Source organism: Terracoccus sp. 273MFTsu3.1 (assembly GCF_000383675.1).
Taxonomy (GTDB): Bacteria; Actinomycetota; Actinomycetes; order Actinomycetales; family Dermatophilaceae; genus Terrabacter.
Window position 1 is genome coordinate 324806 of record NZ_KB911820.1, and the last position, 26546, is coordinate 351351.

29 protein-coding genes are annotated in these 26546 nt (G+C 73.0%); 11 read left to right on the forward strand and 18 right to left on the reverse strand.

Going from position 1 to position 26546, the window contains the following annotated elements; genetic code table 11:
* Positions 1-27 precede the first annotated feature (27 nt).
* The gene (locus tag H283_RS0101425; protein ID WP_020141724.1) at positions 28-912 is read right to left on the reverse strand and encodes a DUF429 domain-containing protein; all 885 of its coding nucleotides are present in this window, start codon (positions 910-912) and stop codon (positions 28-30) included.
* A 90-nt stretch (positions 913-1002) separates the two neighbouring features.
* On the opposite strand from H283_RS0101425, the gene gndA reads away from it, so the two are divergent.
* From gndA to H283_RS0101445, 4 genes are all read left to right on the forward strand, one after another.
* Positions 1003-2454: an NADP-dependent phosphogluconate dehydrogenase gene (gene gndA / locus H283_RS0101430; RefSeq protein WP_020141725.1), complete on the forward strand. Its 1452-nt coding sequence runs from the start codon at positions 1003-1005 to the stop codon at positions 2452-2454.
* A gap of 334 nt (positions 2455-2788) precedes the next feature.
* On the forward strand, positions 2789-4186 hold the full coding sequence (locus tag H283_RS0101435; RefSeq protein WP_020141726.1) for a sigma 54-interacting transcriptional regulator: 1398 nt from the start codon (positions 2789-2791) through the stop codon (positions 4184-4186).
* A 9-nt stretch (positions 4187-4195) separates the two neighbouring features.
* On the forward strand, positions 4196-6187 hold the full coding sequence (locus tag H283_RS0101440; RefSeq protein WP_020141727.1) for a VWA domain-containing protein: 1992 nt from the start codon (positions 4196-4198) through the stop codon (positions 6185-6187).
* A 51-nt stretch (positions 6188-6238) separates the two neighbouring features.
* Entirely contained in the window at positions 6239-7003 is a 765-nt protein-coding gene (locus H283_RS0101445; protein ID WP_020141728.1) for a GNAT family N-acetyltransferase, read from the forward strand.
* 109 nt (positions 7004-7112) lie between these two features.
* Here the strand turns inward: H283_RS0101445 and H283_RS0101450 are convergent, their stop codons facing one another.
* Positions 7113-8048 carry a thermonuclease family protein gene (locus H283_RS0101450; RefSeq protein WP_156022905.1) on the reverse strand — a complete coding sequence of 312 codons (936 nt, stop codon included), beginning with the start codon at positions 8046-8048 and terminating at the stop codon, positions 7113-7115.
* A gap of 144 nt (positions 8049-8192) precedes the next feature.
* Between H283_RS0101450 and H283_RS0101455 the strand changes: the two genes are divergently transcribed.
* Positions 8193-8591 (forward strand): iron chaperone, encoded by a 399-nt coding sequence (locus H283_RS0101455; RefSeq protein ID WP_020141730.1) that lies wholly within the window; start codon positions 8193-8195, stop codon positions 8589-8591.
* A 15-nt stretch (positions 8592-8606) separates the two neighbouring features.
* Here H283_RS0101455 and H283_RS0101460 read toward each other — a convergent pair whose 3' ends face one another.
* The 8 genes from H283_RS0101460 to H283_RS0101495 all read right to left on the reverse strand — a co-directional run bounded on the left by H283_RS0101460 (position 8607) and on the right by H283_RS0101495 (position 14604).
* On the reverse strand, positions 8607-8888 hold the full coding sequence (locus tag H283_RS0101460) for a DUF427 domain-containing protein (protein WP_020141731.1): 282 nt from the start codon (positions 8886-8888) through the stop codon (positions 8607-8609).
* Between the two features lie 104 nt (positions 8889-8992).
* The gene (locus H283_RS0101465) at positions 8993-9670 is read right to left on the reverse strand and encodes a class I SAM-dependent methyltransferase (protein ID WP_020141732.1); all 678 of its coding nucleotides are present in this window, start codon (positions 9668-9670) and stop codon (positions 8993-8995) included.
* Positions 9667-9921 (reverse strand): DUF4287 domain-containing protein, encoded by a 255-nt coding sequence (locus H283_RS0101470; protein WP_020141733.1) that lies wholly within the window; start codon positions 9919-9921, stop codon positions 9667-9669. Before H283_RS0101470 ends, H283_RS0101465 begins: the two co-directional genes overlap by 4 nt.
* 105 nt (positions 9922-10026) lie before the next feature.
* Positions 10027-11325, reverse strand: coding sequence for an NAD(P)/FAD-dependent oxidoreductase (locus H283_RS0101475; RefSeq protein WP_028785253.1), 1299 nt, complete (start codon positions 11323-11325; stop codon positions 10027-10029).
* Positions 11322-12392, reverse strand: a complete 1071-nt coding sequence (locus tag H283_RS0101480) for a saccharopine dehydrogenase NADP-binding domain-containing protein (protein ID WP_020141734.1) — start codon at positions 12390-12392, stop codon at positions 11322-11324. The genes H283_RS0101475 and H283_RS0101480 overlap by 4 nt, the downstream gene beginning before the upstream one ends.
* 136 nt (positions 12393-12528) lie before the next feature.
* On the reverse strand, positions 12529-12729 hold the full coding sequence (locus H283_RS27465) for a hypothetical protein (RefSeq protein WP_020141735.1): 201 nt from the start codon (positions 12727-12729) through the stop codon (positions 12529-12531).
* Between the two features lie 110 nt (positions 12730-12839).
* Positions 12840-13421: a dihydrofolate reductase family protein gene (locus tag H283_RS0101490; RefSeq protein WP_020141736.1), complete on the reverse strand. Its 582-nt coding sequence runs from the start codon at positions 13419-13421 to the stop codon at positions 12840-12842.
* 82 nt (positions 13422-13503) lie between these two features.
* Positions 13504-14604 (reverse strand): DNA glycosylase AlkZ-like family protein, encoded by a 1101-nt coding sequence (locus tag H283_RS0101495; RefSeq protein ID WP_020141737.1) that lies wholly within the window; start codon positions 14602-14604, stop codon positions 13504-13506.
* Positions 14605-14773: 169 nt separating this feature from the next.
* Here H283_RS0101495 and H283_RS0101500 point away from each other — a divergent pair, with 169 nt between their 5' ends.
* Positions 14774-14977: a hypothetical protein gene (locus H283_RS0101500; protein WP_020141738.1), complete on the forward strand. Its 204-nt coding sequence runs from the start codon at positions 14774-14776 to the stop codon at positions 14975-14977.
* 23 nt (positions 14978-15000) lie between these two features.
* On the opposite strand, the gene H283_RS0101505 is transcribed toward H283_RS0101500, so the two are convergent.
* The 4 genes from H283_RS0101505 to H283_RS0101520 form a co-directional block, all read right to left on the reverse strand.
* Positions 15001-15780, reverse strand: a complete 780-nt coding sequence (locus H283_RS0101505; RefSeq protein ID WP_020141739.1) for an isoprenylcysteine carboxylmethyltransferase family protein — start codon at positions 15778-15780, stop codon at positions 15001-15003.
* Between the two features lie 54 nt (positions 15781-15834).
* Positions 15835-16854 carry an alpha/beta fold hydrolase gene (locus H283_RS0101510; protein WP_020141740.1) on the reverse strand — a complete coding sequence of 340 codons (1020 nt, stop codon included), beginning with the start codon at positions 16852-16854 and terminating at the stop codon, positions 15835-15837.
* Between the two features lie 45 nt (positions 16855-16899).
* Positions 16900-17361, reverse strand: a complete 462-nt coding sequence (locus H283_RS0101515; RefSeq protein WP_020141741.1) for a DUF4440 domain-containing protein — start codon at positions 17359-17361, stop codon at positions 16900-16902.
* Positions 17362-17432: 71 nt separating this feature from the next.
* Entirely contained in the window at positions 17433-18065 is a 633-nt protein-coding gene (locus H283_RS0101520; protein ID WP_020141742.1) for a dihydrofolate reductase family protein, read from the reverse strand.
* Positions 18066-18129: 64 nt separating this feature from the next.
* Between H283_RS0101520 and H283_RS27470 the strand changes: the two genes are divergently transcribed.
* From H283_RS27470 to H283_RS0101545, 5 genes are all read left to right on the forward strand, one after another.
* Positions 18130-18282, forward strand: a complete 153-nt coding sequence (locus H283_RS27470; RefSeq protein WP_156022908.1) for a hypothetical protein — start codon at positions 18130-18132, stop codon at positions 18280-18282.
* A gap of 5 nt (positions 18283-18287) precedes the next feature.
* Positions 18288-18662, forward strand: a complete 375-nt coding sequence (locus H283_RS0101530) for a YciI family protein (protein ID WP_043648139.1) — start codon at positions 18288-18290, stop codon at positions 18660-18662.
* A 207-nt stretch (positions 18663-18869) separates the two neighbouring features.
* Positions 18870-19559: an N-acyl homoserine lactonase family protein gene (locus H283_RS23650; RefSeq protein WP_051103513.1), complete on the forward strand. Its 690-nt coding sequence runs from the start codon at positions 18870-18872 to the stop codon at positions 19557-19559.
* Between the two features lie 50 nt (positions 19560-19609).
* Complete coding sequence (locus H283_RS0101540; protein WP_020141746.1) at positions 19610-20203, forward strand: YdeI family protein; 594 nt, start codon at positions 19610-19612, stop codon at positions 20201-20203.
* Between the two features lie 127 nt (positions 20204-20330).
* Positions 20331-22163, forward strand: a complete 1833-nt coding sequence (locus H283_RS0101545; RefSeq protein WP_020141747.1) for a GMC family oxidoreductase — start codon at positions 20331-20333, stop codon at positions 22161-22163.
* Between the two features lie 76 nt (positions 22164-22239).
* On the opposite strand, the gene H283_RS0101550 is transcribed toward H283_RS0101545, so the two are convergent.
* From H283_RS0101550 to H283_RS0101565, 4 genes are read right to left on the reverse strand one after another with little or no spacing between them, the layout of a single operon-like run.
* On the reverse strand, positions 22240-23364 hold the full coding sequence (locus tag H283_RS0101550; RefSeq protein WP_020141748.1) for a VWA domain-containing protein: 1125 nt from the start codon (positions 23362-23364) through the stop codon (positions 22240-22242).
* Position 23365: 1 nt separating this feature from the next.
* Positions 23366-24358 carry a VWA domain-containing protein gene (locus H283_RS0101555; protein ID WP_043647898.1) on the reverse strand — a complete coding sequence of 331 codons (993 nt, stop codon included), beginning with the start codon at positions 24356-24358 and terminating at the stop codon, positions 23366-23368.
* 55 nt (positions 24359-24413) lie between these two features.
* Positions 24414-25424 carry a DUF58 domain-containing protein gene (locus H283_RS0101560; protein WP_020141750.1) on the reverse strand — a complete coding sequence of 337 codons (1011 nt, stop codon included), beginning with the start codon at positions 25422-25424 and terminating at the stop codon, positions 24414-24416.
* Positions 25403-26527 carry a MoxR family ATPase gene (locus tag H283_RS0101565; RefSeq protein WP_020141751.1) on the reverse strand — a complete coding sequence of 375 codons (1125 nt, stop codon included), beginning with the start codon at positions 26525-26527 and terminating at the stop codon, positions 25403-25405. Before H283_RS0101565 ends, H283_RS0101560 begins: the two co-directional genes overlap by 22 nt.
* Positions 26528-26546 lie beyond the last annotated feature (19 nt).

The window sequence follows — 26546 nt, forward strand, 5'->3', positions numbered from 1 at the left end:
TCGGACATCCCCGTGCGCGTGCGTCGGTCAGGCCCAGATGGCGGCCGGGATGCCGTCGGAGAAGACCTCCGGCGGGTCGGGCAGCGACCTGGCGAGACCCGCGGCGTGACGGGCGGCCGACCACGCGACCGCGCAGGCGTCGAGGACGTCGTCGGCGGCATACCCCTGGCCCCGGAGCACGGGCGGGCGTGCGACGCCCGCCGCCGTCAGGGCCGCGAGGCGCTCCTCGCGTCCCTCGTCGGTCTTCTTGCTCGCGAGGATCGGGGCGCCCGACATCGTCGCGAAGGACACCTCCGGGTGGACCTCGAGCACCGTCACGGTGGGGCGCGTGCGCAGCCAGGCGTCGACCTCGACGATCTTGTCGCGCAGGGCGAACGCCTGGGCGCCGACGCCCTGCCCGACGAGGTCGCGGTTCACGGCGTCGGCCTCGAGGCGCGTCGTCGCTCCGTAGGCGGGCCGGGTCAGCGTCGAGAAGATCGACGACGCCTTGCCGGGCAGAGCCCGGCGTGCGAGGACGTCGGCCTGGCGGATCGTGCTGTCCGGCAGGCCGATCGGGATGTCGACGCCGACGACGCGGACGCCGGTCGACTCGCGCACCATGGCGACGAGCTCGGCGATCGTCGGGGCGACGACGATGCGCGGACGGGGAGCGCCGGGCTCGAGCAGCGCGCCCACCCAGCCGGCGGAGCAGCCGTCGACACCGAGCACCGGCGCGACGACCTCGACGGGAGCAGGGCGCCCGGACGTCGCGGCGGCCGCGGAGTGCTGCTCGACGACGTCGGCGAGCCGGCGCAGCGCCGCGACACTCTCCTCGAGGGCGGCCCCGATCTCGCTGTCGCTGCCGGCCGGCCCGGCCAGCGCGGTCGTCAGCCCGTCGGCGAGCCCGCGGATCCGCTGCGCATCCGTCTCCATGGCCCCACTCAACCCCATCGGCGGCGCTGCGGCGGGACCGGTGGGTGGACACCTCGGAATGGACCGGTCGCGTGGCTCGTTGCCGCCCTCATGGAGACACGCGCAACGATCGGCGTCACCGGGCTCGCGACGATGGGTCGCAACCTCGCCCGCAACATCGCCCGGCACGGCCACACAGTGGCGGTCCACAACCGCACGACGTCGCGGATGACGAGCCTCGTCGAGCAGTTCGGCGACGAGGGCGACTTCGTCGGCGCCGAGACGGTCGAGGACTTCGTGGCCGCGATCCAGAAGCCGCGGGCCATCATCGTCATGGTCAAGGCGGGTGATCCGACCGACGCCGTCATCGACGAGCTCGTGCCCCTGCTCGACGAGGGCGACATCGTCGTCGACGCCGGCAACGCGTACTTCGCCGACACGCTCCGCCGCGAGAAGGCGCTCTCCGACCGGGGGATCCACTTCGTCGGGATGGGCGTCTCGGGCGGCGAGGAGGGCGCGCTCAACGGGCCCTCGATCATGGTCGGGGGCTCCGACCACGCCTACGAGCGCCTGGCCCCGGTCGTCGAGTCGATCGCCGCGCAGGTCGACGGGACGCCGTGCGCCGCGCACCTCGGGCCCGACGCCGCGGGCCACTTCGTCAAGATGGTCCACAACGGCATCGAGTACGCCGACATGCAGCTCATCGCCGAGTCCTTCGACCTGCTCCGCAGCGTCCTCGGACTCGAGCCCGCCGAGATCGCCGACGTCTTCCGCGAGTGGAACGGGGGAGACCTCGAGTCCTTCCTCATCGAGATGACGGCCGACGTGCTCGCCCACACCGACGCCTCGACCGGCAAGCCGTTCGTCGACGTCGTCGGCGACGCGGCCGAGCAGAAGGGCACCGGCCGCTGGACCGTGCAGAGCGCCCTCGACCTCGGCATTCCCGTCACGGGCATCGCGGAGGCGACCTTCGCGCGCAGCCTGTCGGGCCACACGACCCAACGCGCTGCGGTGCGCCAGACCTTCTCGGACCTCGCCGACCTGGACCCCTCGACGCGGCGCGACGTCGAGCGCGACGCCTTCGTCGACGACGTGCGCGCGGCGCTCTACGCGTCGAAGATCGTCGCCTACGCCCAGGGCTTCGACCAGCTCGCCGCCGGCTCGCGGGAGCACGGCTGGGACCTCGACCTCGGTGAGGTCGCGACGATCTGGCGCGGTGGCTGCATCATCCGCGCCCGCTTCCTCGACCGGATCAAGGAGGCGTACGCCGCCGAGCCCGACCTCGAGACGCTGCTGACCGCGCCGTGGTTCGCCGACGCGATCGGCGACGGCGTGCAGGCCTGGCGCCGCGTCGTGGCCGTCTCGGCCGAGCGGGGCGTCCCCGCACCGGCCTTCGCGTCGTCGCTCGCCTACTTCGACGCCCTCCGCCGTGACCGGCTGCCGGCCGCGCTCATCCAGGCCCTCCGCGACAACTTCGGCGCGCACACCTACACGCGGGTCGACCGCGAGGGCACGTTCCACACCGACTGGGCCGGCGACCGCGCGGAGTCCTCGACCGTCTGAGCGGTCCGTCTGAGCGGCGGACCCCGGTCGCGCACGACCGAGACCTCACGCCATGGCACGACCCGCTCGGTGCGGGTCGTGCCGTGATGCATGGAGGTGGGGCGGGCACCACGTCAGTGCTGCGCTGGGCGGAGCAGTGTCCGAGGGCACCACGCACGTCACGGGGCCCGACGGACCGGGCACACGGCATACGGACGCCGGGCGGTGCCCGACACCACGCGTCAAACGAAAGGCCGCGAGCCGGCGTCACGCCCTGAGGCTCCGGCGAGGAGATGCCGGACCAGCCCTCGACGCACCCTTCGACAGGGTCGGGAGTCGGACGTAGCGTGAAGCAATGACCCACCCCGACACCGGTCGTGCCACCACCCTCGGCGAGCTGCGCGCCTCCGGCCACGTCCACCGCAGCGTCAAGAGCGAGATCCGCGAGAACCTCCTGGCCCGGCTGCGCTCCGGCGAGGACGCGTTCCCGGGGATGGTCGGCTTCGAGGAGACCGTCCTGCCCGAGCTCGAGACGGCGCTGCTCGCCGGCCACGACCTCGTCCTGCTCGGCGAGCGCGGCCAGGGCAAGACCCGCCTCATGCGCACGCTGTCCGGCCTGCTCGACGAGTGGAGCCCCGTCGTCGAGGGGTGCGAGATCGGCGACGACCCGCACGCGCCGTCGTGCACCCGCTGTCGTCGGCTCGCCGCCGAGCTCGGTGACGACCTGCCTATCGTGTGGCGCCACCGCAGCGAGCGCTACACCGAGAAGCTCGCGACGCCCGACACGAGCGTCGGCGACCTCGTCGGTGACGTCGACCCCGTCAAGGTCGCGCAGGGTCGCACGCTCGGCGACCCGGAGACGGTGCACTACGGCCTCGTGCCCCGCAGCAACCGCGGCATCTTCGGCCTCAACGAGCTGCCCGACCTCGCCGAGCGCATCCAGGTCGCCCTCTTCAACGTGCTCGAGGAGCGCGACATCCAGATCCGCGGCTACTCGCTGCGGCTGCCGCTCGACATCCTCCTCGTCGCCACGGCCAACCCCGAGGACTACACGAACCGCGGCCGCATCATCACGCCGCTCAAGGACCGCTTCGGCGCCGAGATCCGCACGCACTACCCGACCGAGGTCAGCGACGAGGTCGCCCTCATCGCGCAGGAGTCCGCGCTCGTCGCCGACGTGCCGGAGCACCTCCTCGAGGTCGTCGCTCGCTTCACCCGCGGGCTGCGCGAGTCGTCGGCCGTCGACCAGCGCTCCGGCGTCTCGGCCCGGTTCGCCATCGCGGGGGCCGAGGGTGTGGCCGGCTCCGCGCTGCGCCGCGCCGCCCGCTCCGGGGAGGCGTATGCCGTCGCGCGCGTCTGCGACGTCCCCACCGTCGTGCCGACCCTCCTCGGCAAGGTCGAGTTCGAGATGGGGGAGGAGGGTCGGGAGCGCGACGTGCTGACGCACCTGCTGCGCCTCGCCGTCGCCGAGACCTACCGCTCGCGGCTGGCAGGGCTCGACCTCACCGGCTTCACGAACCTCTTCGCCGAGGGCGCCGTCGTCGAGACCGGAGAGCTCGTGCCGGGTGCCGACCTGCTCGCGCAGGTGGGCCCGGTGCCCGGTCTGTCCAAGGTGCTCGACCGCCTCGGACACGGCGACGACGCGACGCTCGGGCAGGTCGCCGCCGCGGTGGAGTTCGTCCTCGAGGGCCTGCACCTGACGCGTCGCATCGACAAGGACTCCGTCGCGGGCCGCACGGTCTACGGGGCCTAGGTCGTGCCGATGACGCCCCGCGACGGCGGTGAGCAGCACGGGCGGTTCCGCTACGCGCCGTGGTCCGGTGGGCCGGACCCGCTGGCGCCGCCCTTCGACGTGCGTTCGGTCCTCGACGAGGTCGGGCAGGACGTCTTGTCCGGGGGCTCCCTCCGGGAGGCGCTGCGCGAGCTCATGCGACGGGGCATGGACGGACGTCGCGGCCTCGACGACCTCGCCGACCGCGTACGCCGTCTGCGAGAGGCCGCGCGCCGGCGCGGCGACCTTGGGGGCACCCTCGACCAGGTGCGCGCCATGCTCGACCAGGCCCTCGCCGAGGAGCGCGACGCCCTCGCCGGTGAGGCCGGCGACGACGCCCGCCTGGCCGAGATGGACCTCGCGACGATCCCCGACGACGTGGCCGGTGCGGTCCGCGCGCTCGGGGACTACGAGTGGCACTCGCCCGAGGCCCGACAGACGTACGAGCAGATCCAGCAGATGCTCCAGCGCGAGGTCGTCGGGGCGCAGTTCGAGGGGCTCAAGCAGGCGTTGTCGGGCAACGACCCGGGGGCGATGCAGGCCGTCAAGGACATGCTCGCCGACCTCAACCAGCTCCTCGCCGCCCACGCCCGCGGCGAGGACACCGAGGACCAGTTCCGCGACTTCATGGACAAGCACGGCGACCTCTTCCCGGAGCGGCCCGAGAACGTCGACGAGCTCATCGACGCCCTGGCCCGGCGACAGGCCGCGGCCGAGCGGCTGATGGCCTCGCTGACCCCCGAGCAGCGCGAGCAGCTCGGCCAGCTCATGTCCGACGCCCTGGGTGACCCCGACCTCGCGTCGCAGATGGCGCAGCTGTCCGACAACCTGCGCGCGCTGCGGCCCGGCCTCGACCGGCGCAGCCCGGTGCAGCAGGGGCAGGGCGGCGAGCCGATGGGCTACGGCGACGCGGTCGGCGCCGTGGCCGAGCTCGCCGATCTCGAGCAGCTCGGCGAGCAGCTCGGGCAGGGGTACTTCGGCGCGACCCTCGACGACGTCGACGTGGAGCGGCTCGAGCAGTACCTCGGCGCCGACGCCGCCCGTGACATGGAGGCCCTCCGCCAGCTCGAGCGCGAGCTCGAACGCCAGGGCTACGTCTCCCGTGGTGACGACGGGCTGCGCCTGACGCCCCGCGCGGTCCGGCGTCTGGGCGAGACCGCGCTGAAGCGGGTCTTCGACCGAGTCGAGGCGGCCGGTCGCGGCGACCACGACGACCGCGCGGCCGGCCAGGCCGACGAGCCGACCGGGCTCACCCGCCAGTGGGAGTTCGGGGACGAGCTGCCCATCGACACCGTGCGCACCGTGTCGAACGCCTTGCAGCGCAACGCGGCCCAACGGAGCTCGACGTCTGGCGGTGGCGTGGAGCTGCTCGTCGAGGACTTCGAGGTGGCCGAGACGGAGCGGCGCTCGGTCGCGGCGGTCGCGCTGTGCGTCGACATGTCGTTCTCGATGTTGCAGGAGGGTCGGTGGGGACCGATGAAGCAGACCGCCCTCGCGCTCTCGCACCTCGTGCAGACCCGCTTCCGGCACGACGCGCTGCAGATCATCGGCTTCAACCTCGCGGCCCGCAAGCTGACCCCGACCGAGCTGACCGAGGCCGAGCCGGAGTGGGTGCAGGGCACGAACCTCCAGCACGCGCTCATGCTCGCCTCGCGTCACCTGCGCCGGCACCCGGACGCGGAACCCGTCGTCCTCGTCGTCACCGACGGCGAGCCCACCGCCCACATCGAGGTCGACGGGCGACCGACCTTCCACTGGCCGGCGACACAGGAGACGGTGCGCGCGACGGTGGCGCAGGTCGACGAGCTCCGCCGCGCGGGTGCGCAGCTCAACATCTTCATGCTCGGCGACGACCCGGGGTTGGCTCGTTTCGTCGACGCGGTGGCGCGGCGGGCGGGAGGACGCGTCTTCACGCCCGACATCGCGAGACTCGGGGAGTACGTCGTCGCCGACTACCTCCGCACCCGCCGGGGTCGCCGCTGACCGGCGGCAATTCGGTCGCCCGCGAGGGCCGGCGGCTGTCATCGTGGCGCCATGGGGCGAGCTCACGACGCGCGGCTGGACCGGATCGAGGCGTACTACGACTGCGTCCCGCGCGCCGTCGCGAGCGCCATGGACGTCGGGCCCTTCACGCTCTTCGTCGCCGAGGAGGGCACGGGGTGGCAGTTCTACGCCCGCCCCCGGCGGGGTGGCCGGGACGCCTTCAGCGCCGATGACGTATGCCGTGTCCTCGAGACCCAGCGCGAGCTCGACGTGCCGCGGGCCATCGAGTGGGTCGACGAGGTCACGCCGTCGTTGCTGCCCGCGGTGCGTGCGGCCGGTCACGAGCCGCACCGGTACCCGCTGCTCGTCATGCCACCGGACGTCCCGGTGGCGGCGGACCCACGGGCCCGGGCGCTGAAACCGGCCGAGCCGCACCTGTCGCTGGCCATGGGCGCCGTGTCGGCGGGCTTCGCCGGGCGCGACGAGGTGGAGCCGAAGGACCCGGGCAAGCGGCCCGAGCTCATCGAACGAGGTGACCTCCTCGTCGTCGCCTCGTTCGAGGGCAACCGCCTCTGCGGTGCCGGATCGGCCGCTCCTCGGGGTGACGTCGCCGAGCTCATGGGCATCGCCGTGCCCCCGGGTCACCGGGGCCGCGGTCACGGCACGGCGATCACGAGCACCCTCGTCGCCGCATGTCGCGAGCAGGGCGTCGAGATCGTCTTCCTGTCGGCCGGATCGGACGCGGCTGCCGACATCTACCGCCGGGTCGGTTTCGTCGACGTCGGGACGGCCTGCATCCTCGAGCTCGACGACTGAGTCCTCGGCATCGTCAGGCGCGCCCTACGTCAGTGCTGCGCTGGGTGGAGCACTGACGCAGTGAGGTCCGGGTGACCGTGGCCTCCTCACGACGGCGACCGACGCACGATCAGACCTTGGCGGGGCGGAAGCCGGCCGCCTCGGCGTCGGCCATCGTCGCGAAGCACTGCTCCGGCTTGGTCACGGTGTAGTACCGGTCGCCCGGCTCGTGGGCGATCATCGAGTTCTCGTTGCCCTTGACCGGGCGCGACTGCGGGCAGGGGTACGTGTCGCCGGCCAGCGGCCATGACCCGGTGACCCCGCTGCCGCCCGTCCTGCCGCTGGACGTGCCGGCGCCGGGTTCGGCGCAGGAGGCCTTGGGGCTCGCCGCGTCGGCGCGGACGTAGGCCGCCTCGCGGGTGTGCGAGCCGTAGCCGTCGCGCGAGTCGTAGCGGGCGACGGCATACCCCTGCTTGACGAGGCGCAGGCCCGCGTCGACGCCGTTCACGTCGACGTAGCGCAGCAGTCTGCCGTAGCGGTCGACGTCGTCCTGGGCGCCGGCGGTGAGGGTGACGCGCTGGCCGCCGATGATGCCGCGCAGCGCGTTGCGGGCCTCGGTGAAGCCGCACTGGCCGGTCTCCGGGGTGTCGATGCCGATGAAGCGGATCTTGCGGGAGGCGCCGGCGCGCGACACCCAGATCGTGTCACCGTCGACGACCTTCGTGACGACCCACGTGGCGGCCGCAGCCTTGGTCGCCGCGGCGCGCGCGGCAGCCGCCTTGGCGTCAGCGGCCTTCTTCGCCGCCGCGGCCTGGTCAGCGGCCGCTTGGTCAGCGGCGGCCCTCGCCTCGACGGCGCGGCGCGCCGCGTCGCCGTCGGTCGTCACGCTCGGCGCCGGCGCGCTCGTCACGCTCGGCGCGGGCACGCGCGTCACGGTGACGACAGGCACGGGACCCGCGCCGGTGAGCGCGATCTCGTCCGAGCCTCGTGCGGCGTGACCCCCGACCGCCGCGAGCGCGACGAGGGCGGCGACCGTGACGAGTCCCCTGGTCCTGCGACTGCGCATCGTGCTCCCTGGTCCCCTGGTGATCGGCTCACCGTAGGTGATCGGCACCGCCCTGTCCGGCGAATGGACCATGGTCGCCGGGCGCCCGGTGGGTCACACTGGCGGGGACGGTGCAGCAGCCATGACGGGGCACGAGGGGGATCGATGAGCGAGCCGGAGACCACTCCCGAGACCAGTTCCGACGCGGAGGGCGGGGGCGCGCCGACGACCGTCGACGCCTACATCCACCGGTTTCCTGACGGGCCCCGGCAGGTGCTCGAGCAGGTGCGCGCGGCGCTTCGGCGGGCAGTTCCCGGCGGCGAGGAGAAGATCCGCTACGGCATGCCGGCCGTCATGTTCGCCGACCGCTACGGCATCCACTTCGCGGGGTGGAAGAAGCACGTCGGGCTCTACCCGGTGGGCGAGCTCGATCCCGACCTCGAGGCCGAGATCGCGCCGCACCGGGCGACGAAGGACACGGTGCAGTTCTTCTACAAGGACCCGGTCCCCTACGACCTCATCGAGCGGGTCGCCCGGGCGCTCGCGGAGCGCCATCGGGCGTGAGTGTCGCGGCGGCGCTCAGTCAGTGACGGTGACGCCGCGCCAGAAGGCGACGCGGTCGCGGATCTCCGCCGCGGCGCTCTTGGGCGTCGGGTAGTACCAGGCTGCGTCGCGGTTGGTGTCTCCGTCGACGGCGACGGAGAAGTACGACGCCTCGCCCTTCCACGGGCACGTCGTCTGCGTGCTGCTGTCGACGAGCACGCTGTCGTCGACGGACTCGCGGGGGAAGTAGTGGTTGCCCTCGACGACGACGGTGTCGTCGCTCTCGGCGATGACCTTGCCGTTCCAGATCGCACGCACGCTGAGCTCCTCATCGGTCGGGCCCCGGTCGGGCCGTCCTCACCGACAACTCCCGGAGCGGCGGAATCCTTCCTGACGTTGGACAACCTCAGCCGCGGCGAGGCTCAACCGCGGCGGGCGAGGAGGAAGGCCTGCGGCGTCTTCTCGTAGTCCTGAGGGGCCCGCTCGGTGCGAACGGTGACCCGGAAGCCCGCGTCGGCCAGCTGTGCGGCGACGCCGTCGGGGTCGTGGCGGTGGGCCTCGAAGGTGACCTCGTGGCCGTAGGCCTGCTCGTGCCGTACCGAGAAGCCGCCGGCCTGGAAGGCGAGCAGGAGCAGGCCGTTCGCCCGGATGACGCGGTGGAGCTCGACGAAGACCTCGGGCAGCAGCGCAGGGGGCGTGTGGATGATCGAGTACCACGCGACGACACCCGTGACCGAGGCGTCGGCGAGGCCGAGAGTGGCGAGGCTTCCCGTGCGGAAGTCGAGGTCGGGGTGCCGCCGCCGCGCTTCGGCGACCATGCCCGGCGAGAGGTCGATGCCGCTGACGTCGAGCCCGAGGGCCGCGAGGTGCCCCGTCACGCGACCCGGCCCGCATCCGACGTCGACGACCGGGCCGCCATCCTCGAGGCCGACGAGCTCGGCGAAGTGCCCGAGCAGGGCCCGGTCGAGCGGGCTGCGCGCGAGCTCACCCTCGAGGAGCCTCGCGTAGTCGACGGCGACCGTGTCGTAGGCGGCGCGCGTCTCGCTGACGTGGCTCGGCTCGGTGGGGTGGCTCGGATCGGTGGAGTGGGCTTCGCTCACGCCTCGGCCTCGAGATGCCCGAGGGTGTGGGCGACGACGGCGTTGGCGTGGCCGTGCCCGAGCCCGTGCTCGGTCTTGAGCCAGGCGACGAGCTGGCCGTGCCGGACCGTGCCGGCGGCGTACTGCTCGCGGACGAGGCCGATCCAGTGCTCGATCGGCCGACCGTAGGTCTTCTCGATCGACGGGAAGTAGGACGCCGGACCCTTGGGCGCGGGGCTGGCGGGGCTGCCGGTCGTGGGCTGGGTGGTCATGGCTCCTCCTGAGGTGGTCGTCATGCCACCACGTCGAACGGCACTCTCGCATCTCGACACCCCGGCGCCGATCGTCCGCGCGGAAGGGACGACAGGCCGAGCTGCCTAGGCGGTGCGGGCCGCGGCGAGGTCGGCCACCGCGGGCTCGGCGGATGTCCGAGCCGTGCGGCCGTGGGCGGCATGCCGGGCGAAGTCGGTCACGACCTGTGCTGCCTTGCGCCGCGACGGCATGAAGCGCAGGAAGAAGGTCAGCCGCAGCACCCACGCCACCCAGCCGGTGAAGGGGATGCCGTAGAGCTCGGAGATGGAGCGGCCGACCCCGAAGGAGGCCGCCTGCCCGAGGCCGCGGTACGCGAACGGCCGGGTCGAGCGACCCCGCAGCGTCCGCGCGAGGTTGCGTCCGACGTGCTCGCCGCCCTTGATCGCCCAGAGCGCGTTGGCCGGGACGGGTGCGCCGGTGGTCGGGTGGACGACGCACGCCGCGTCGCCGGCAGCCCAGACGCCGTCGACGACGGAGAGGTCGGGGCGGGTCACGAGCCGGCCGCGCGGGTCGCGGTGGGTGTCGAGTCCCGGGACGTTCACGGGCCGCTGTCCGATCGTGGCGATGACGGTGCTCGCCGGGAGGCTCGTCCCGTCGGAGAGGTAGGCATGGTTCTCCGTCACCGACGCGAGGCGCACTCCCAGCCGGACCCGGACACCGAGACGCCGCAGCTCCTGCTCGGCGCGGCGGGCCAGGCGGGGCTGCTCGTCGCGCAGCTCAGGCAGGATCGCGTCGCGGGAGTGGACGAGCTCGACCCGGAGGCGCGCTCCGCCGAGGTCCGCGACGGCCGCGGCCATCTCGACCCCGGCCATCCCGCCGCCGGCGACGACGACCGTGTGACGACGGAGGCCACGGTGCGCCGCCGCCTCACGGACCCGCTCGGTGAGGACGGCGATGTCGCCGGGCGCTCGCAGGGTGAAGCCGTGCTCCCCGAGGCCGGGCACCGCGGTCGCGGGCTCGCGGCCGCCGGTGCCGACGACCAGGGAGTCGAAGTCGAGCACCCGCTCCGCGGTCGACGTGTGGTCCGGGCCGGACTCGTCGTCGGCGAGCACGTAGCGCACGACCCGTCGCTCGGCGTCGATGGCGGTCGCTCGTCCGAGGACGACGTGCGCGTGCGGCATCGCGTCGACGAGCGGAGTGCGGGTGCGGTCGTAGGGCAGCAGGCCGGCGAGCACCTCTCCGGTGAAGCCGTGAAAGCTGTGCGCGTCGTCCGCGCTGATGACGACGACCTGGATGTCGCCGGCGCGGACGGCACCTCCGACGTGACGCATGAGACCGGCATACGCGTGGAGGGTGACGTAGCCGCCGCCGAGGAGGACGACGCGGTGTTGGGCGCGGTGGCCGCCCCGGACGAGTGTTGTCACGACGCCATCCCCAGCGCAGGGGTGGTCGCGCTCCGGCCGACGACGACCGGCCGGCCGAAGCTCGTCGGCTCCGCGGCCCGGAAGCCGAGGTGCGCGAGGTCGGCGGCCATGGCGCGCGTCCGGTCGACGAGCTCGAGCGTCGGCACGCCGATGGAGAAGTGGCCGCGGTGACCGGTCAGGGCGAGGAGGGCGGTCTCGGCGAAGCACGCGTAGGAGCGGCCGTCGGGCAGGCCGATGTTGCCGCCGACGAGGCGCAGGCTCGGGATGTCGACGACGCCGCCGTCGACGACGAGGACGTCGGGCCGCTCGTCGACGAGTGTCGGTGAGGTGTTGCGCGGCTGGGTCGCGTCGAGGACGACCGCGCCGGGCGCGAGGTGCCGCGCCTCGAGGAGCGCGTCGGCGGAGGCCGTGAGCAGGATGACGAGATCAGCCGTCGTGACGGCGTCCATCGTCGTCGCGGTGGTCGTCGGGACCTGGCGGCCGACGTCGGCGGCCAGGGCCTCGAGCCGGCCCGTCGACCGGGCCACCAGGGTGAGCCGGGCGACGGCGCCGTCGCGGGCGAGCAGCCGGGTCACGGCGGCACCGACGCTGCCGGTGGCTCCGACGATCGCGACGTGCGGGTCGGCCGCGTGGTCGACGGCGTCGCGCAGCAGGCGCCGGGCCTGGTCGTCGACGATCGCCGCGGTGAAGGCGTTGCCGTTCGTCACGCCGATGTCGGTGCGGCCGCGTAGCGAGACCCCGCCCGCGGTCACCGTGGCGGTCAGGGCGCCGAGCCCCACGACGTCGCAGCCGAGGGCGCGGGCCTTGTCGACCGCACGGTGAACGCGGGCCCGGCCTTCGCTGGGGGAGGTGAGCAGGTGGCGGGCCCCGAAGGGCACGAGCACGACGTGGCCGACGTGCGCGCCGCCGATGTGGATGCCGGCCATCGAGATCGGACGGAGCGGGAGCCGGCGCAGGGCGGCGTCGTAGACCGGGTCCGGCACGCGGCCGAGCGGCGACCAGACGCGGGCGAGGTCCTCGCCGAGGCGGGCCCGCGGGTGGACGGTGAAGGCGAACGTGCTGCTCACGAGGTGCTCCTGTGGGGTCTGCGTATGCCGTGTGGCGCGGGGCGGCGCCGTTGCAGGAGAGGAGGAGCGGGCGGATGAGGTGATACCTCTGGGAACGGGTGGGACGGCATACGCCCCGTGAATTGGGTACGCGTGCCTAGGCTGCCGTCATGGCGACATCGCGCACGGGGAAGTGGTCGATCGCGTCGCGGGACTCGTTCCTGTCGATCGGGTCGACGGGGTCGGTGCTCTCGATCGGGAGCGTGGGGTCGGTGCTGTCGATCGGCAGCGTCGGGTCGTTCGCGTCGTTCCTGTCGATCGGGTCGTCGATGAGCATGACGTCGCTGCTGTCGAACATGTCGCGCCTGTCGGTGCTCTCGCACCAGAGCGACGGGTCGATCCTCTCGGCGCAGTCGCGGCGGGCGGTGCGCGGCTACCGCGTCAGCGGGACCTGGGTCGGCGGCGTGCCTACGAGGCCGGGGCGGCAGGGCGGTAGACGAGCCAGAGCGCGCCCGTGGGGGTCGGGGTCGCGCTGACGAGGGTGAGGCGCTGCAGCTCGGGCAGGCCGTCGAAGAGGCGGCGGCCCTCGGGGTCGAGGACGGGCGCGACGGCCAGGTGCAGCTCGTCGACGAGGCCCTCTGCGAGAAGGGACTGTACGAGCTGGATGCTGCCGTGCACGCCGATGTCGTTGCCGGGCAGGGCTTTCAGGTCGCGGACGATCTCGGCGAGCGGTCCCCGGACGGCTTCGGCGTCGCCCCACTGCGTGCTGAGCGGGGTGGAGGTGACGACGTACTTCGTGACGCCGTTGATGAAGTCGGCGAAGGGCTGCTCGTCGGACGTCGGCCAGTAGCGGGCCCACTCGTCGTACATGTGCCGGCCGAGGAGCACGGCGTCCTGCTGCTCGATGAGCGCGGTCTCGCGCTCGATGAGGACGTCGTCGAAGGTCGGCGGCTGCGGCTTGTCGGGGTCGACGTCGGGCGGGAAGGAGCGGGTGGGGTCGTCGACGGAGCCGTCGAGCGAGGTGATGACGTAGGCGACGATCCTGCGCACGGCGGTCTCCTGGTGGTCGGTGTCGAGGTCGGTGTCGTGGTCGGTGTCGTGGTCGGCGTGGCCGGGCTACGGTGTGGCCGGGCTACGGCGCGGCCGGGCCGGTGGGAGTGAGCCCGAGCCACGCCGCGAGGTCGGCGACCTCGCGCTCGACGGCGGTCCGGATGGCCTTGGTGAAGCGGACGTCCTCGTGGACGGCGTTGACGACGAGAGTGCCGGCCTTGCGGTCGGCCTGGGCGTCGAGCTTCCCGACGAGACGGTCGTGGTGGAGGATCGGCAGCGCGAAGTAGCCCCAGCGCCGTTGGTCCTTGGGTTTGTACATCTCGAGGATGTACTCGAAGCCCCAGAGCTGCTCGGCGCGGACGCGGTCGTGGATGAGCCGGTCGAAGGGGCTGAGCAGCGCGGTGCGTCCCGTGAAGGTGTCGGCGACGTCGAGGTATGCCGGGTGGACGCGCCACGTGCCCGGCACGCCCTCGACCTCGGCGGGCTCACCGGCGTCGCCGACGTAGTTGCCCTCACCGGGCATGACGGTGCCGGTGGCGCGGGCGATGCCGAGGGCGGCGAGGCGTCGCTCGTTGCGCTGGTCGATGGCCTGCTGGAGCGTGAGCCTCGGCAGGTCGGGCGGGTAGACGCGCTCGGGGAGGTCGAAGTAGCGCTGGCGTCCCTTGCGTCCGGCGATGGCCACCTCGCCGCGCAGCGCGAGGGCCTCGAGCATCTTCGTGATGTTGCGGTTGTTCGTCCAGCCGGTCGAGGGCCAGGGGACGACGCTCGTGTCGGGGATGTCGCGGGAGAGGAGGGGCCCGTCGGCCTCGAGCGTGGCGAGGATGTCGCGGCGGAACGAGTCGTTGGCCTCGAGCCAGGTGGCCATGAAGGGATAGGGCTCGGCCTCGCGCACCTCGGCGATGACGGCGGGGATGTCGGTCGGGCTGCGCACGTAGGCGACGGTCTCGACGAGCGTGCGGTCGTGCTCGACGGCCTTCGTCAGGTCGGCGGGGTCGTAGGTGCGACCGAGCCGGCTCCACAGCACGAGGTCGGCGCTCGGCGCGATGGCCGCCGTGGGGTCGATCTGCAGGAAGGTCAGACGCTCGACGGTCTGCACGAGGTCGGTCGGGCGCGGCAGGTCGAGCAGCTGCGCGTGCACGGCGATGCGACATGCCTGCTCGACCGTGAGCTGGTGGGCCACCATGCCCGAGACGCTAGCCGAGCGCGGGGACAGGGCGAGGGATCCGGCCCACGCATCCTCGGCGGCGCATCCTCGGCCGCGCATCCTCGGCCAGGCATCCGAAGCGTGCGCTGGTTGGCACGCGGCATACGGCATCGCCGGGACCGGGCACGCGCGCGACTACTGTGGCGGCATGGCAGGTGAGGTGCAGGCGCCCTTCTGGGCCAAGGTGATCGCGACGTTCACCGGGTGCGCGTCGATCGGGGCGCTCGCCGGGCTCATGGGCGGCGCGCTGACCAAGGATGTCGGCCGCGGTCTCGTCGTCGGCATCGTGGCCGGCCTGCTCGTCGCGCTGGCCCTCGTCATCCTCAAGCCGGATCGCATCCGCGGCGACTGACTGCTGCCTCGATCGCGAGGCGGTCAGGCCCGGTCGCGCCCTGACGGGGCCGCCACGTGCGCCAGCCGCCCCAGCCGGAGCCCCGGCACGAGCGCGGGGACGCGGGCGGCATACGCGTCGTAGTCCGCCCCGAAGGTGCGACGGAGGTCGCGCTCCTCGAAGCTGATGCCGACGGCGATGTAGCCGGTCGCGGCGACGGCGAAGAGCAGGTGTGGCGCGCTCATCCGCGGGGTCGCCCAGAACGCGAGCACCATCCCGGTCATCAACGGGTGCCGCACGATCGCGTGGAGCCCACCGACCTGCAGTGCCGCCGGTCCGTCGTCGGACGGAGTCGTCCGTGCGCCCCAGCCGGCCTGTCGGAGCCCGAGGAGCTCGAGGTGGTCGACCGCGAACGTCGCCGCGATCGCGAGCACCCAGCCCGCCGCGCACACCGACCAGAGCACGTATGACGCCGGCCCCTCGACCTCCCACACGACCTGGTCCCACGGCTGCCACAGCGCCAGCAGGAGCGCGAGGCAGACGTCGGTGGCGAGCACGTAGGTGGTGCGCTCGAGCTCGGCCGGGACCCATCGCCGGAGCCAGGCCTTCGCCGGGCGGCGCGCCATCACGGAGTGCTGGAGGGCGAAGAGCAGCAGGAGGGCGAGGTCGACGGCGACGGCCCGGCCGGTGCTCGTGCGCGCCGGACCGTCGACGGTGCGGGGGAGCAGCACGCCGGCGAGGAAGGCCATCGTCCACGCGGTGATGGCGACGAAGCCGCACCAGGCGGCGGCAGAGACGGCGAGGGGCACGATGCGTCGGGTCATCTCCTCATGCTGTCCACGGTCACTCCGCAGCACAGCCGTGGAACTACCCCACTTCTACGGGGTCCGGGCGACGTACCAGGCGGCCACCTGTGCGCGGGAGCTGAACCCGAGGCGCATCCGGATCCGCTCGAGGTGCGACTCGGCGGACCGCTCGGTGATGCCGAGCCGGTCGGCGATCTGGCGGTTCGTCAGGCCCTCGGCGACCAGGGCTGCGACCTCGGTCTGGCGCGTCGTCAGCCCGGTCGGCACCGCCCGGCGCACCCTCGGCAGGCCGAGGAAGCGCCGCACCTCGTCGACGACCGACTGCGCGTCGCCGATGGCGGGGAGGTGCGAGCGGCCCTCGAGCTCGACGAGCTCGGCACCCGGGATCGCCTGTGCGAGAGCGTGTCCCCCGGCCACGGGCGCCGCCCGGTCGCCGCGCCGGTGCAGCACGAGGGTCGGCGCGCGCACCTGCGCGAGCTGCGGGCTGACGTCGAGCTCGTAGGCGAGCCGCAGCAGCGCGACCGCCGTCTCGGCCGAGGAGGCAGCGCGTTGGTAGCGAGCGAGGGTGCGCCTCGTGCCCGCGTCCGTGTCGGGGGCGAACACGTCGGTGAGCAGGTCCGACCCGAGACCCCAGTGCGTGGCCAGCAGGCCGAGCACGTGCTGGCGGCTGTCGTCGTCGCCGATGGAGCTCCCGGTGGCCCAGCCGCCGTAGAGCACGAGGCGCGAGAGGGTGTCCGGCCGCTCGGCGGCCCACTGCACCGCCGCCGCCGCACCGAGCGACCAGCCCAGCAGGTCGAAGCGCTCCGCGCCGACCGCCTCGGCCACGGCAGCGATCGTCGCGACCTCGAGGTCCATGGTGCGGGGGCCGTCGTAGGCGTCGGAGAGGCCGCAGCCCGGGCGGTCGTAGCGCACGAGCGTGCGTCCCGACGACAGCGCCTCGTGGAACATGCGCTCGGCCGGGATGGCCCACCCCATCTCGAGGTGGCTCAGCCATCCGGGGGCGACGACGAGGAACGGACCGCTGCCCGTGACGGCATACGCGACCCCCGTCCCGTCCGTCAGGGATGCCGTCCCCAGGCGCTGCGCGGCCACGCTCTCCAGTGAACCGCACCGGGCGACGGCCGGCTCCGGGTGGGCTCAGCCGGCGTCGGTCGGCAGGGTCAGGCCCTCGCGCTCGTCGTCCCAGGCGGCGGCGCTGATCCGCCACCCGTCAGTCGTGCGGACGAGCTGGATCGTCTTCATCCCTCGCCCGGTGAACGGCTCGCCCTCCTGCGTTCCGGCCTTGGCGTAGCTGCCGAACCAGTGCGCGATGTCGCCGAAGACCTCGACGCGCCCCGCGGCGGGCCACTCGCGGAAGTCGGTGAGCGAGCCGTCGGTCAGCAGCGCCTCGCGTGGTGCGATGAACTCCTCGACACCCATGACCGCGGGCTCCGTCCCGCACGTCCGCACGATGACGGCCTCCGGGAGCAGCAGCCCGCGCAGCAGGTCCATCCGCTCGGCGCAGCCGGGTCCCGAGACGAACGCCCCGAAGAACGCGTCGACCATCCCCTCGATCGTCGCCCGGTCGGTGGTCGCGTCGTTCGTCAGCTCTGTCGCCACCGCCCACACGCTAGCCGCGTCACCCCACCGATGGCGTATGCCGGGTGCCCGGGTCCGTGTGGGAGGTGCCCTTACGAGGCCTTGCGGGTGAAGGTGAGGTGCGTGACACCGGTCGGGGAGGCGACGGTCTCGACATCGAAGGCCCCTTCGACGCCCTCGAGACCGTCCCAGAGGCGGACGCCGCGGCCGAGCACGATCGGGACCTGGACGAGGTGCATGTGGTCGACGAGGCCGGCGGCGAGGAAGTCGCGGACGACGGTGGCGCCTCCACCGATCCGGATGTCCTGTCCGTCGGCGGCCGCGCGGGCCGTCTCGAGCGCCTCGGCCGGGGAGGCCTCGAGGAAGTGGAAGACGTTGCCGCCCTCCATCTCGAGGGAGGGGCGGGCGTGGTGGGTCAGGACGAAGACGGGCGTGTGGAAGGGCGGGTTGGGTCCCCACCAGCCCTTCCAGTCCGGGTCGTCGTGCCAGCCGGGAGGGCCGAACTTGTTGGCGCCCATGATCTCCGCGCCGATGCCGGGGCCGTGGCGCTCGGCGTACGCGTGGTCGACCCCGTCGGTGCCGTCGGGGTCCCAGTACTGGGTGCGCATCATCCAGTGGTGGAGCTTGTGACCCGCGTGGCCGAAGGGGGCCTCGAGCGACTGCGGCTCGCCGGTGGCGAAGCCGTCGAGGGAGATCGAGAAGTTGTGGATCCGCGTGCGTGACATCGGTGTCCTCCGTGATGGTCCGGGCGCTCGCCGGTCGTCGCCGTGAGGGCGGATCTCGGCGACCGTGCCGACTCTAGTGCCGGGTGACGACACCGTCGGCGCATGGTGGAGCGGGTCCTTCGGAGGCTTCCGAAGATTTCTCGAGATGCGTGTCGAGGACCTGCCCAGCCGGTCGACGTACGAGTACGAAGGACACCACAGCAACCAGGAGGAGTGATCGACATGCCGCGTTTCATGGGTTTCGTGAGGATGGAAGAAGGGATCGGGACGCCGCCGCAGGCGCTGTTCGACGCGATGGACGTCCACATCGGCGAGCGGGCCGCCGCGGGCGTGTTCCTCGACGGCGGCGGGCTCTACGGGACGGAGGACGCCGTGAACTTCGTCGTCAGCCAGGGCGAGATCACCCAGCACGACGGGCCGTACGCCGAGTCCAAGGAGGTCATCGGCGGGTGGTCGATCATGCAGTACGACACCCTCGAGGAGGCCGTGGCCGACCAGCGGAAGTTCGCCGAGCTGCACGCCGAGCACTGGCCCGAGGTCACGGTGATCTCGACCCTGCGCCAGATCTCCAACGGCCCGGACGCGCCCGGCGACTGACGCTGCACGCATCGGCGCCATCTCGCCGCGCCCTCAGGCGACGCACGCACGCACTGCCTGAGGTCGCGGCGAGCAGCACGCCGTGTGGTGACAGCCCCCGTGCTGACGCCATGCGTGTCGGCGACGGTGACGCCGCCGTTCGACCAGGCCGCGGTCACTTCGACGCTTCGCTGCCGGCAGAGGCCCCGCTGGCCCAGACTTGCCACCATGGATGATCCCCACAGCACGGCCGAGGAGTCGGAGAGCGGGCTGTCGACGGTGGCGGTCACGCCGGTCCTCGTCGCCGAGCTGCTCGCCGACGGCGAACCGATGCCGGTCTACGTGCACGTCATCGACCACCCTGACGCGCGCGTGCTGGTCGACACCGGCATGACACAGCTGCACCCTGCGGTCGACGACATGGATCCCAGGCTGACTCCACTGAGCGAGCAGGCCGGCTTCGACGTGGCCGGGGTCGACATCGTGGTCAACACCCATCTGCACTTCGACCACTGTGGTGGCAACCACCTCTTCGCAGGCAAGCCCGTGTACGTCCAGGCGGCCGAGCTGGATGACGCGCTGACCCGGGACGACTACACGATCCGCGAGTGGGTCGAGGCATCCGGAGTGCACTACGAGACCGTCGACGGCACGCTCGAGCTGCTGCCCGGCGTCCGGCTCGTGTCGACGCCCGGCCACACGCGAGGCTCGCAGGTCGTGGTCGTCGAGACGGGCGACCGCTCCGTCGTCATCGCCGGAGACACGGCGGTCTTCTTCGACGAGCTCGACCATCCGCGCACCGAGGGCCAGCGGCTGGTCCGCGCGCTCGCCCCCGACGAGGTCTGGCTCTCGCACCAGCACGAGCCATGGCGCCCGACGGGCGACGAGCCTCCACGCGAGTCGCGACTCGCGGATTGACCGGTCGCGCAGCCGACCACCCCGTCGGTGGGCGGTGACACGATGGGCGCATGTCCGACGAGGAGACGGCGGAGGAGGTGGCCGGAGAGCCGGTGATCTCGTTCGCCACCGCCGCTGACTGCGAGGTCTGGTTCGACGAGCACCAGGCCGACCGTCGCGGCTTCTGGCTCAAGATCGGCAAGGCGGGTGCGGCCGAGACGGTCACCTACGTCGAGGCGCTCGACGTCGCCCTCTGTCACGGCTGGATCGACGGGCAGAAGCGGGGCTACGACGAGACCTACTGGTTGCAGAGGTTCACCCCGCGAGGGCCGCGGAGCGTGTGGTCGCAGATCAACCGGGACAAGGCCGAGGCGTTGATCACGGCCGGTCGCATGCGCCCGGCCGGACAGGCCAAGGTCGACGCGGCCAAGGCGGACGGCCGCTGGGCGGCGGCCTATGCCGGTCAGAAGAGCGCGACCGTCCCCGACGACCTGGCCGCCGCACTCGCTGCCGATCCGGACGCCCATGCGTTCTTCGAGACCCTCACACGGGCCAACCGCTTCGCGATCCTCTACCGCGTCGGCGAGGCCAAGAAGCCAGAGACCCGGGCAGCGCGCATCGCGAAGTTCGTCGAGATGTGCCACCGCCACGAGACCCTCCACTGACTCGCCCGCCCGGAGCCGCCGTCCTCCGTGACGGGGCTGTCCCCTCCCTTGTCTCCCCTCCCGGAGTGTGGTTGCGTGGCGAGACCGTCCCCGCCGCACGGCGAGGCACCACGACGAGGTGGTAACGATGGGATCGACGTACGACTACGTGATCGTGGGGGCGGGATCGGCGGGCGCCGTCGTCGCTGCCCGGCTGAGCGAGGACCCGGAAGTCACGGTGTGCCTGCTCGAGGCCGGCGGCCCGCCGCCGCCCGCGGAGCTCGTGCCGGCAGCCGTCGCGAGCCTGCAGAACGACCCCGCGACCGACTGGATGTACAACGGCGACCCCGGGGGAGTGGGAAAGGGCCTCGTCGGCGGCCAGATGATGGTGCCGCGGGGGAAGATGCTCGGCGGCTCCTCCGGCCTCAACTACATGGCCTACGTGCGAGGGCACCCCGGCGACTTCGACGCGTGGGCCGCCGGTGGCGCGGAGGGCTGGTCCTACGACGAGGTCCTGCCCTACTTCCGCAAGGCCGAGGGCTTCGTGGACAGCCCGGAGCTGCACGCCGACCTCGACCTGCACGGCCAGCACGGCCCGGTGGGTGTGTCCGTGCGCCAGCCGGTCCTCCGCGCCTCGACCCAGTTCGTCGAGGCCGCGGGCGCCGCGGGTCTGAAGCAGGGTGACTACAACGGTCGCGACCGCCTCGAACCCCAGGGCGTGGCCTCGCTCTTCCAGACGACGACGAAGGACGGGCGGCGCAGCTCGACCTTCCACGCCTACCTCGAGCCCGCGATGGAGCGCGAGAACCTCACCGTGGTCACCGGCGCCCGCGTCGAGCGGATCCTGACCGAGGCGGACGGGGAGGCGGTCCGCGCCACCGGCGTCGCCTACCGCACCGGGGACGGCGCCCACGAGGAGGTGACCGCGGGCACCGAGGTGGTGCTGTGCGCGGGCGCCATCGGGTCGCCCCACATCCTGCTGCTCTCCGGTGTCGGGGCCCGCGACGAGCTCGCCGCCGTCGGCGTGGACTGCGTCGTCGACCTCCCGGACGTGGGCCGTCACCTCAAGGACCACCTCCACACGCCCTTGATGTTTGCCGCCGACGGCATCGGCGAGACGATGACCGAGGTCGCCCTGTCCCTGGGACCCGACGCGCTGCGGTCCCCGGCCGGTCCGCTCCCGACCGACCCCGCCGACGACGTCGACCTCCCCGAGCCCCTCGCAGCGGCCAAGGCCGAGGCCGAGCGCCGCATCGGCGAGTGGTTCACCACCGGCCGCGGCATCGCGTCGTCCTCGCTCTACGACGCCGTCGCGTTCTACTCGACCGGGCTCGGGGACGAGCACACCCACGACGCGCAGATCGGCTTCCTCGCGACCGGCTACACGCCGGCGATCTGGGAGGGCGTCTTCCGACTCCCGCCGTCCGCGTTCTTCGAGGACCCCGAGTCCTTCCTCGACCCGACGCACGGCCAGGTGGTCGTGCTCCCCAACCCGGTGCAACCCCACTCCGAGGGTTCGGTGACGCTGAGCAGCGCCGACCCTGCGGTCTCACCACGCATCGCGTTCAACTACTTCGGCGACCCGCACGACGTGTCGGTCATGGTCGCCGTGATGCGCCGAGCGCTCGAGATCGCGAAGGCCTGGCCCGGGGGTGGCCTCGGTGAGCCGGTCATCCCGCCGCACCTGGCGCGAGCCCACGGGCACGAGTCCGGCTCCGAGCCGAGCGACGCGTTGCTGGAGGACCTGGCCCGCCACTACGCGCTGACCGTCTACCACGCGACATCGACGTGCCGGATCGGTGAGGTCGTCGACCCGGGGCTGCGGGTGCACGGCATCGCGGCCCTGCGCGTGGCCGACGCGAGCGTCATGCCGAACGTCGTCAGTGGCAACACCAACGCTGCAGCGATCATGATCGGCGAGAAGGCGGCCGAGCTGATCGCCACGGACCACGGCGTCCACCTCCACGAGATGGTCGGCTGACCGGCCCGCCGAGCCCGACGGTCCGGGGCACGAGCGTCGCGTCCACGTCTCGCCCTGCTCCGGGATTCGGCGCGCCTCAAGGTGTCGAGCGGCGGAGCGAGAGGCCCAGACCGGCGAGCAGGAGCGCTGCGGCCACGATGCCGGCCGCGGCGCTGAGGTCGATGTCCTGCTCGCTGACCGTGACGTGCTTGGGGAGGTCGGCGAGGACCTTGGTCAGGCCGTCGGCATCGGTCGCGGCGAAGTACTCGCCACCCGTCGTCTGGGCGACTCCCTTGAGCGCCGCCTCGTCGACCACGAGGAAGTTGCGGCCGCCCAGCGCCCCGCCGCCCGGACCGCCGAAGTCGCGCGCCCGCGGCTGGAAGCCGCCGTACTGGTCGCGCGTGCACGCCATCTGCGTCGGGTTCGTCGTGCCGAAGCCGATCGGATAGACGCGCACCCCACGCGCCGCGGCCTGCTCCGCGGCCCGGGCGGGCGTCACGCCGCGGGTGTTCGCGCCGTCCGTCAGCAGCACGATGATCTCCGGTGCGACGTCCACGGCTGCCCCGCTGCCGTCAGCCCCACCCGCGCCACCACCGGTGGGCGTCGGCGCAGGAGTCGGGTCAGCCAGGCCCGGCCCGTCGGTCGACGGCTCGTCCACCGCATCCGCCGGCGCCACGTTCGGGTCCAGCTCGGCGATCGCGTCGATGGACCGCAGGATGGCCGCGCCGATCGTCGTCCCGCGTCCCGTCGTCACCGCGTCGATCGCCGACAGCAGCTCGTCCCGGTCGGCGGTCGGCGCCACGGCCAGCTGCGCGAACCCCGAGAAGACGACGAGTCCGACCTTCGTCTCGTCGTCCTGCCCCTCGACGAACGACCGCACCGCCGCCTGCGCCGCGCTGAGCCGGTTGGGCACCACGTCCGTCGCGCACATCGACCCCGACACGTCCAGGGCCAGGATGATCGTCGCGCTCGACGTCGGCACCTCGGCCCGCACCGTGGGCCGCGCGCTCGCCAGCCCCAGCAGCCCGAGGGCCCCGAGCACCAGGGCGATGGGCACGTGCCGCTTCCACGACGCCGACCCCGCCCCCGCAGACCGCAGCAGCGCGACGTTCGAGTAGCGCACCGCCTGCCTGCGTCGACGCCGCAGCTGCCACGCGTAGACCCCGAGCAGCACCGGCACGAAGACCAGCGTCACGAGCAGCAGCGGCACCCCGAACGACACGTCAGACCACCCGCCCCTGCCGCAGCACCGACACCGTCGCCCCGCCGAGCAGCAGCAACGCAGCGAACGCAGCCACCCACGACGTCACCTCGTGGGGGACCGTCCGCGTCGTCCACTGCAGCTCGACCGCGTCATACACGGCCGCCAGGGACGCGGCGTCCGACGCCCGGCGGTACGTCCCGCCGGTCGTCTCCGCCACTGCCTGCAAAGACGACTCGTCGAGCGCCGTCGCGATGCTGAAGCCGTCGACCTTGATCGTCGTCCCCGCCGGCGTCCCCAGCCCGATCGGCTCGATCCGGACTCCCGCCGCCGACGCGAGCTCGGCCGCGCCGGAAGGCCCGTCGTCCGTCGTGTCCTCGCCGTCGGTGAGCAGCACGATCGCCGTCCCGCTGTGGTAGCCGATCGGGGTCTCCTCGGCCGTCCCCTTCTCCGCGTCGCCGGGCGCCTTGACCGGCTTGCCGACGATCGCGCTCAGGCCGCCGAGGATCCCGTCGCTCAGCGACGTGTCGCCGGCGGGCTTGAGCCGCGCCACCGCCGCCAGCACGGCCGCCCGGTCCAGGGTCGGTCGCTGGGTCACGAGCCCCGTCCCGCCGAACGCGACCACGGCGATCCGTACGGACGCCGGCTGCTTCTCGACGAAGGCACGCGCCGCGGCCTTCGCCGCCTCGAGCCGCGACGGCTTGACGTCGGTCGCCGCCATGCTGTTGGACACGTCGAACGCGAGCACGACCGTGCCCTCCCGGTGCGGCTCCGCGACCGACGCCACCGGCCGCGTCAGCGACAGCACCATGACCCCCAGCGCCGCGATGAGCAGCACCGGCCCGAGGTGCCGCCACCGCGACGGGGTCGGCGCGGGCATGACGAGCCCGTCCGCGGCCAGCGCCGCCCGCCGTGCCTCCTGCGTGCGCAGCACCCGCCGGTAGCCGACGACGAGCACCGGCACGACGAGAAGTCCCGCCAGCGCCCACGGCCACGTCAGCGACAGCTCGCTCATCGCGGCCACCACGTTCGCGGCACCAACATTCGCTGCCAGCCCATTCGCTGCCGTCTCATCGCCGTCGCCTCCGCCGCAGCTCGGAGATCCGCAGCAGGGACCGCACGAGGTCGTCGTCGGTCCGCACCGGGTAGAGGTCGACGCCGGCCTGGCGCGTCCGCGCCTCGAGGTCGGACTGCCGCGACTCCGCAGCCGCCGCGAGCCGGGCCCGGAACGCGACGTCGCTCGTGTCGACGAAGATCTGCTCGCCCGTCTCCGCGTCCTCGACGTAGACCCCGCCCGCGTCGGGCAGCTCGCTCTCGCGCGGGTCGACGACCTGGATCGCGACCACCTCGTGCCGCCGCGCCAGCCGCGACAGCGGCGCCTCCCACCCGTCAGCGGAGATGAAGTCGGACACGACGAGCACGAGCGACCGCCGCCGGGCGATGCCGTATGCCGCCGCGAGCAGCACCCCGAGGTCCGTGACCGTCCCCGAGGGGGCTGGGACTCCGACCTGTCCCGAGCGACCCAGCACCCGGCGTACGCCACGACGGAGGCTCGACGCCCCACCGTCCCGGCGCGTGGCGTTGCCACGGTCCACCAGGAGGGAGCGGGCCTCGCGGCGGTCGAGCAGCGTCTTCGCGATCCGCAGGACCTGGTTGCGCCCCGACGCCGGCGGGATGACGAGGTCGACCCCGGTGTCCATGACGACGGCGCCGACCCGGCTCCCACCACGGGTCAGCACGTGGGCGAGCGTCGTCGCCACCTCGGCCAGCACGAGGTCCTTCTGCCGGTCGACCGGTCCGAAGCCCATCGACGCCGAGTGGTCGAGCAGCAGCCACGCCGTCAGCTCGCGGTCCTCGACGAACTCGCGCACGTAGGGCTCGTCGAGCCGCGCCGTGACGTTCCACTCGATGTGCCGCAGGTCGTCGCCTGGCACGTACTCCCGCAGGTCGGTGAAGTCGAGCCCGGCACCGCGGAAGAGCGTCCGGTAGTCGCCCTGGAGTCGCCCGTCGAGCCGCCGCACCACCCTCCACTCGAGGCGCCGCAGCAGACTCTCGGCGCTCAGCGTGGTGGTCGCGCCCATGTCGCGTCCCCACCGGATCCACCCGAGCCACCCGCCGCGTCGTCCGGCGCGGCCCCGAAAGCGCCTGCCACGGAGGCCGACCCGGCCGCCCGCTCGCGCAACGGAGCCGTCGGCACCGGGACGGCCGCGAGGAGCGGTGTCAGCAGGTCGTCGGGCGAGAGGTCCTCGGCGAGCGCCTCGTAGGACAGCACGATCCGGTGTCGCAGCACGTCCCGCGCCAGGTCGCGCACGTCGTCGGGCAGGGCGTAGTCCCGGCCGCGGAGGAACGCCAGCGCCCGCGCCGCCAGCACGAGGTTGATCGACGCGCGCGGGCTCGCGCCGTACGTCAGCAGCCGGGCCAGGTCGTCCCGGCCGACGCTCGCCGGCTCGCGGGTCGCGGTGGCCAGCCGGACGGCGTACTCGATGACCGCGGGGTCGACGTAGACGGCGTCCGCCTCGCGCTGGAAGCCCCGCAGCATCTCCGGGTCGAGCACCCTGACGGTCGCCACAGCCTCCGAGATCTGCCGCTCGACGACGACGAACTCCTCAGCGGCAGAGGGATACCCGATGAGCACCTTGAGCATGAAGCGGTCGACCTGGGCCTCGGGCAGCGCATACGTCCCCTCGGACTCGATGGGGTTCTGAGTCGCCATGACGAGGAACGGGTCCGGCGCCGGGAAGGTCTCGCGCCCGATCGTCACCTGCCGCTCCTGCATGACCTCGAGCAGCGCGCTCTGCACCTTCGCCGGCGCCCGGTTGATCTCGTCGGCGAGCACGAGGTTGGCGAAGACCGGCCCGAGCGAGACCTGGAACTCGCCGTCCTTCTGGTTGTAGATCCGCGTCCCGACGAGGTCGGCCGGCACGAGGTCGGGCGTGAACTGGATGCGCTGGAAGTCGCCGCCGATGGCCTGCGCGAGCGTCTTGATCGCCATCGTCTTGGCCAGCCCCGGCACGCCCTCGACGAGCAGGTGCCCCCGTGCGAGCAGCGCGACGAGCATCCGCTCGACGAGCACGTCCTGCCCGACGATGGTCCGCTTCACCTCGTACAGCGCCTGCTCGAGCGCGTGTCGAGCGGGGTGACCCGCGGGTGCCTGTCCGTCCATGCCGTCCTCCTGCTCGTTCACGCCTGCTCGTTCACGCCTG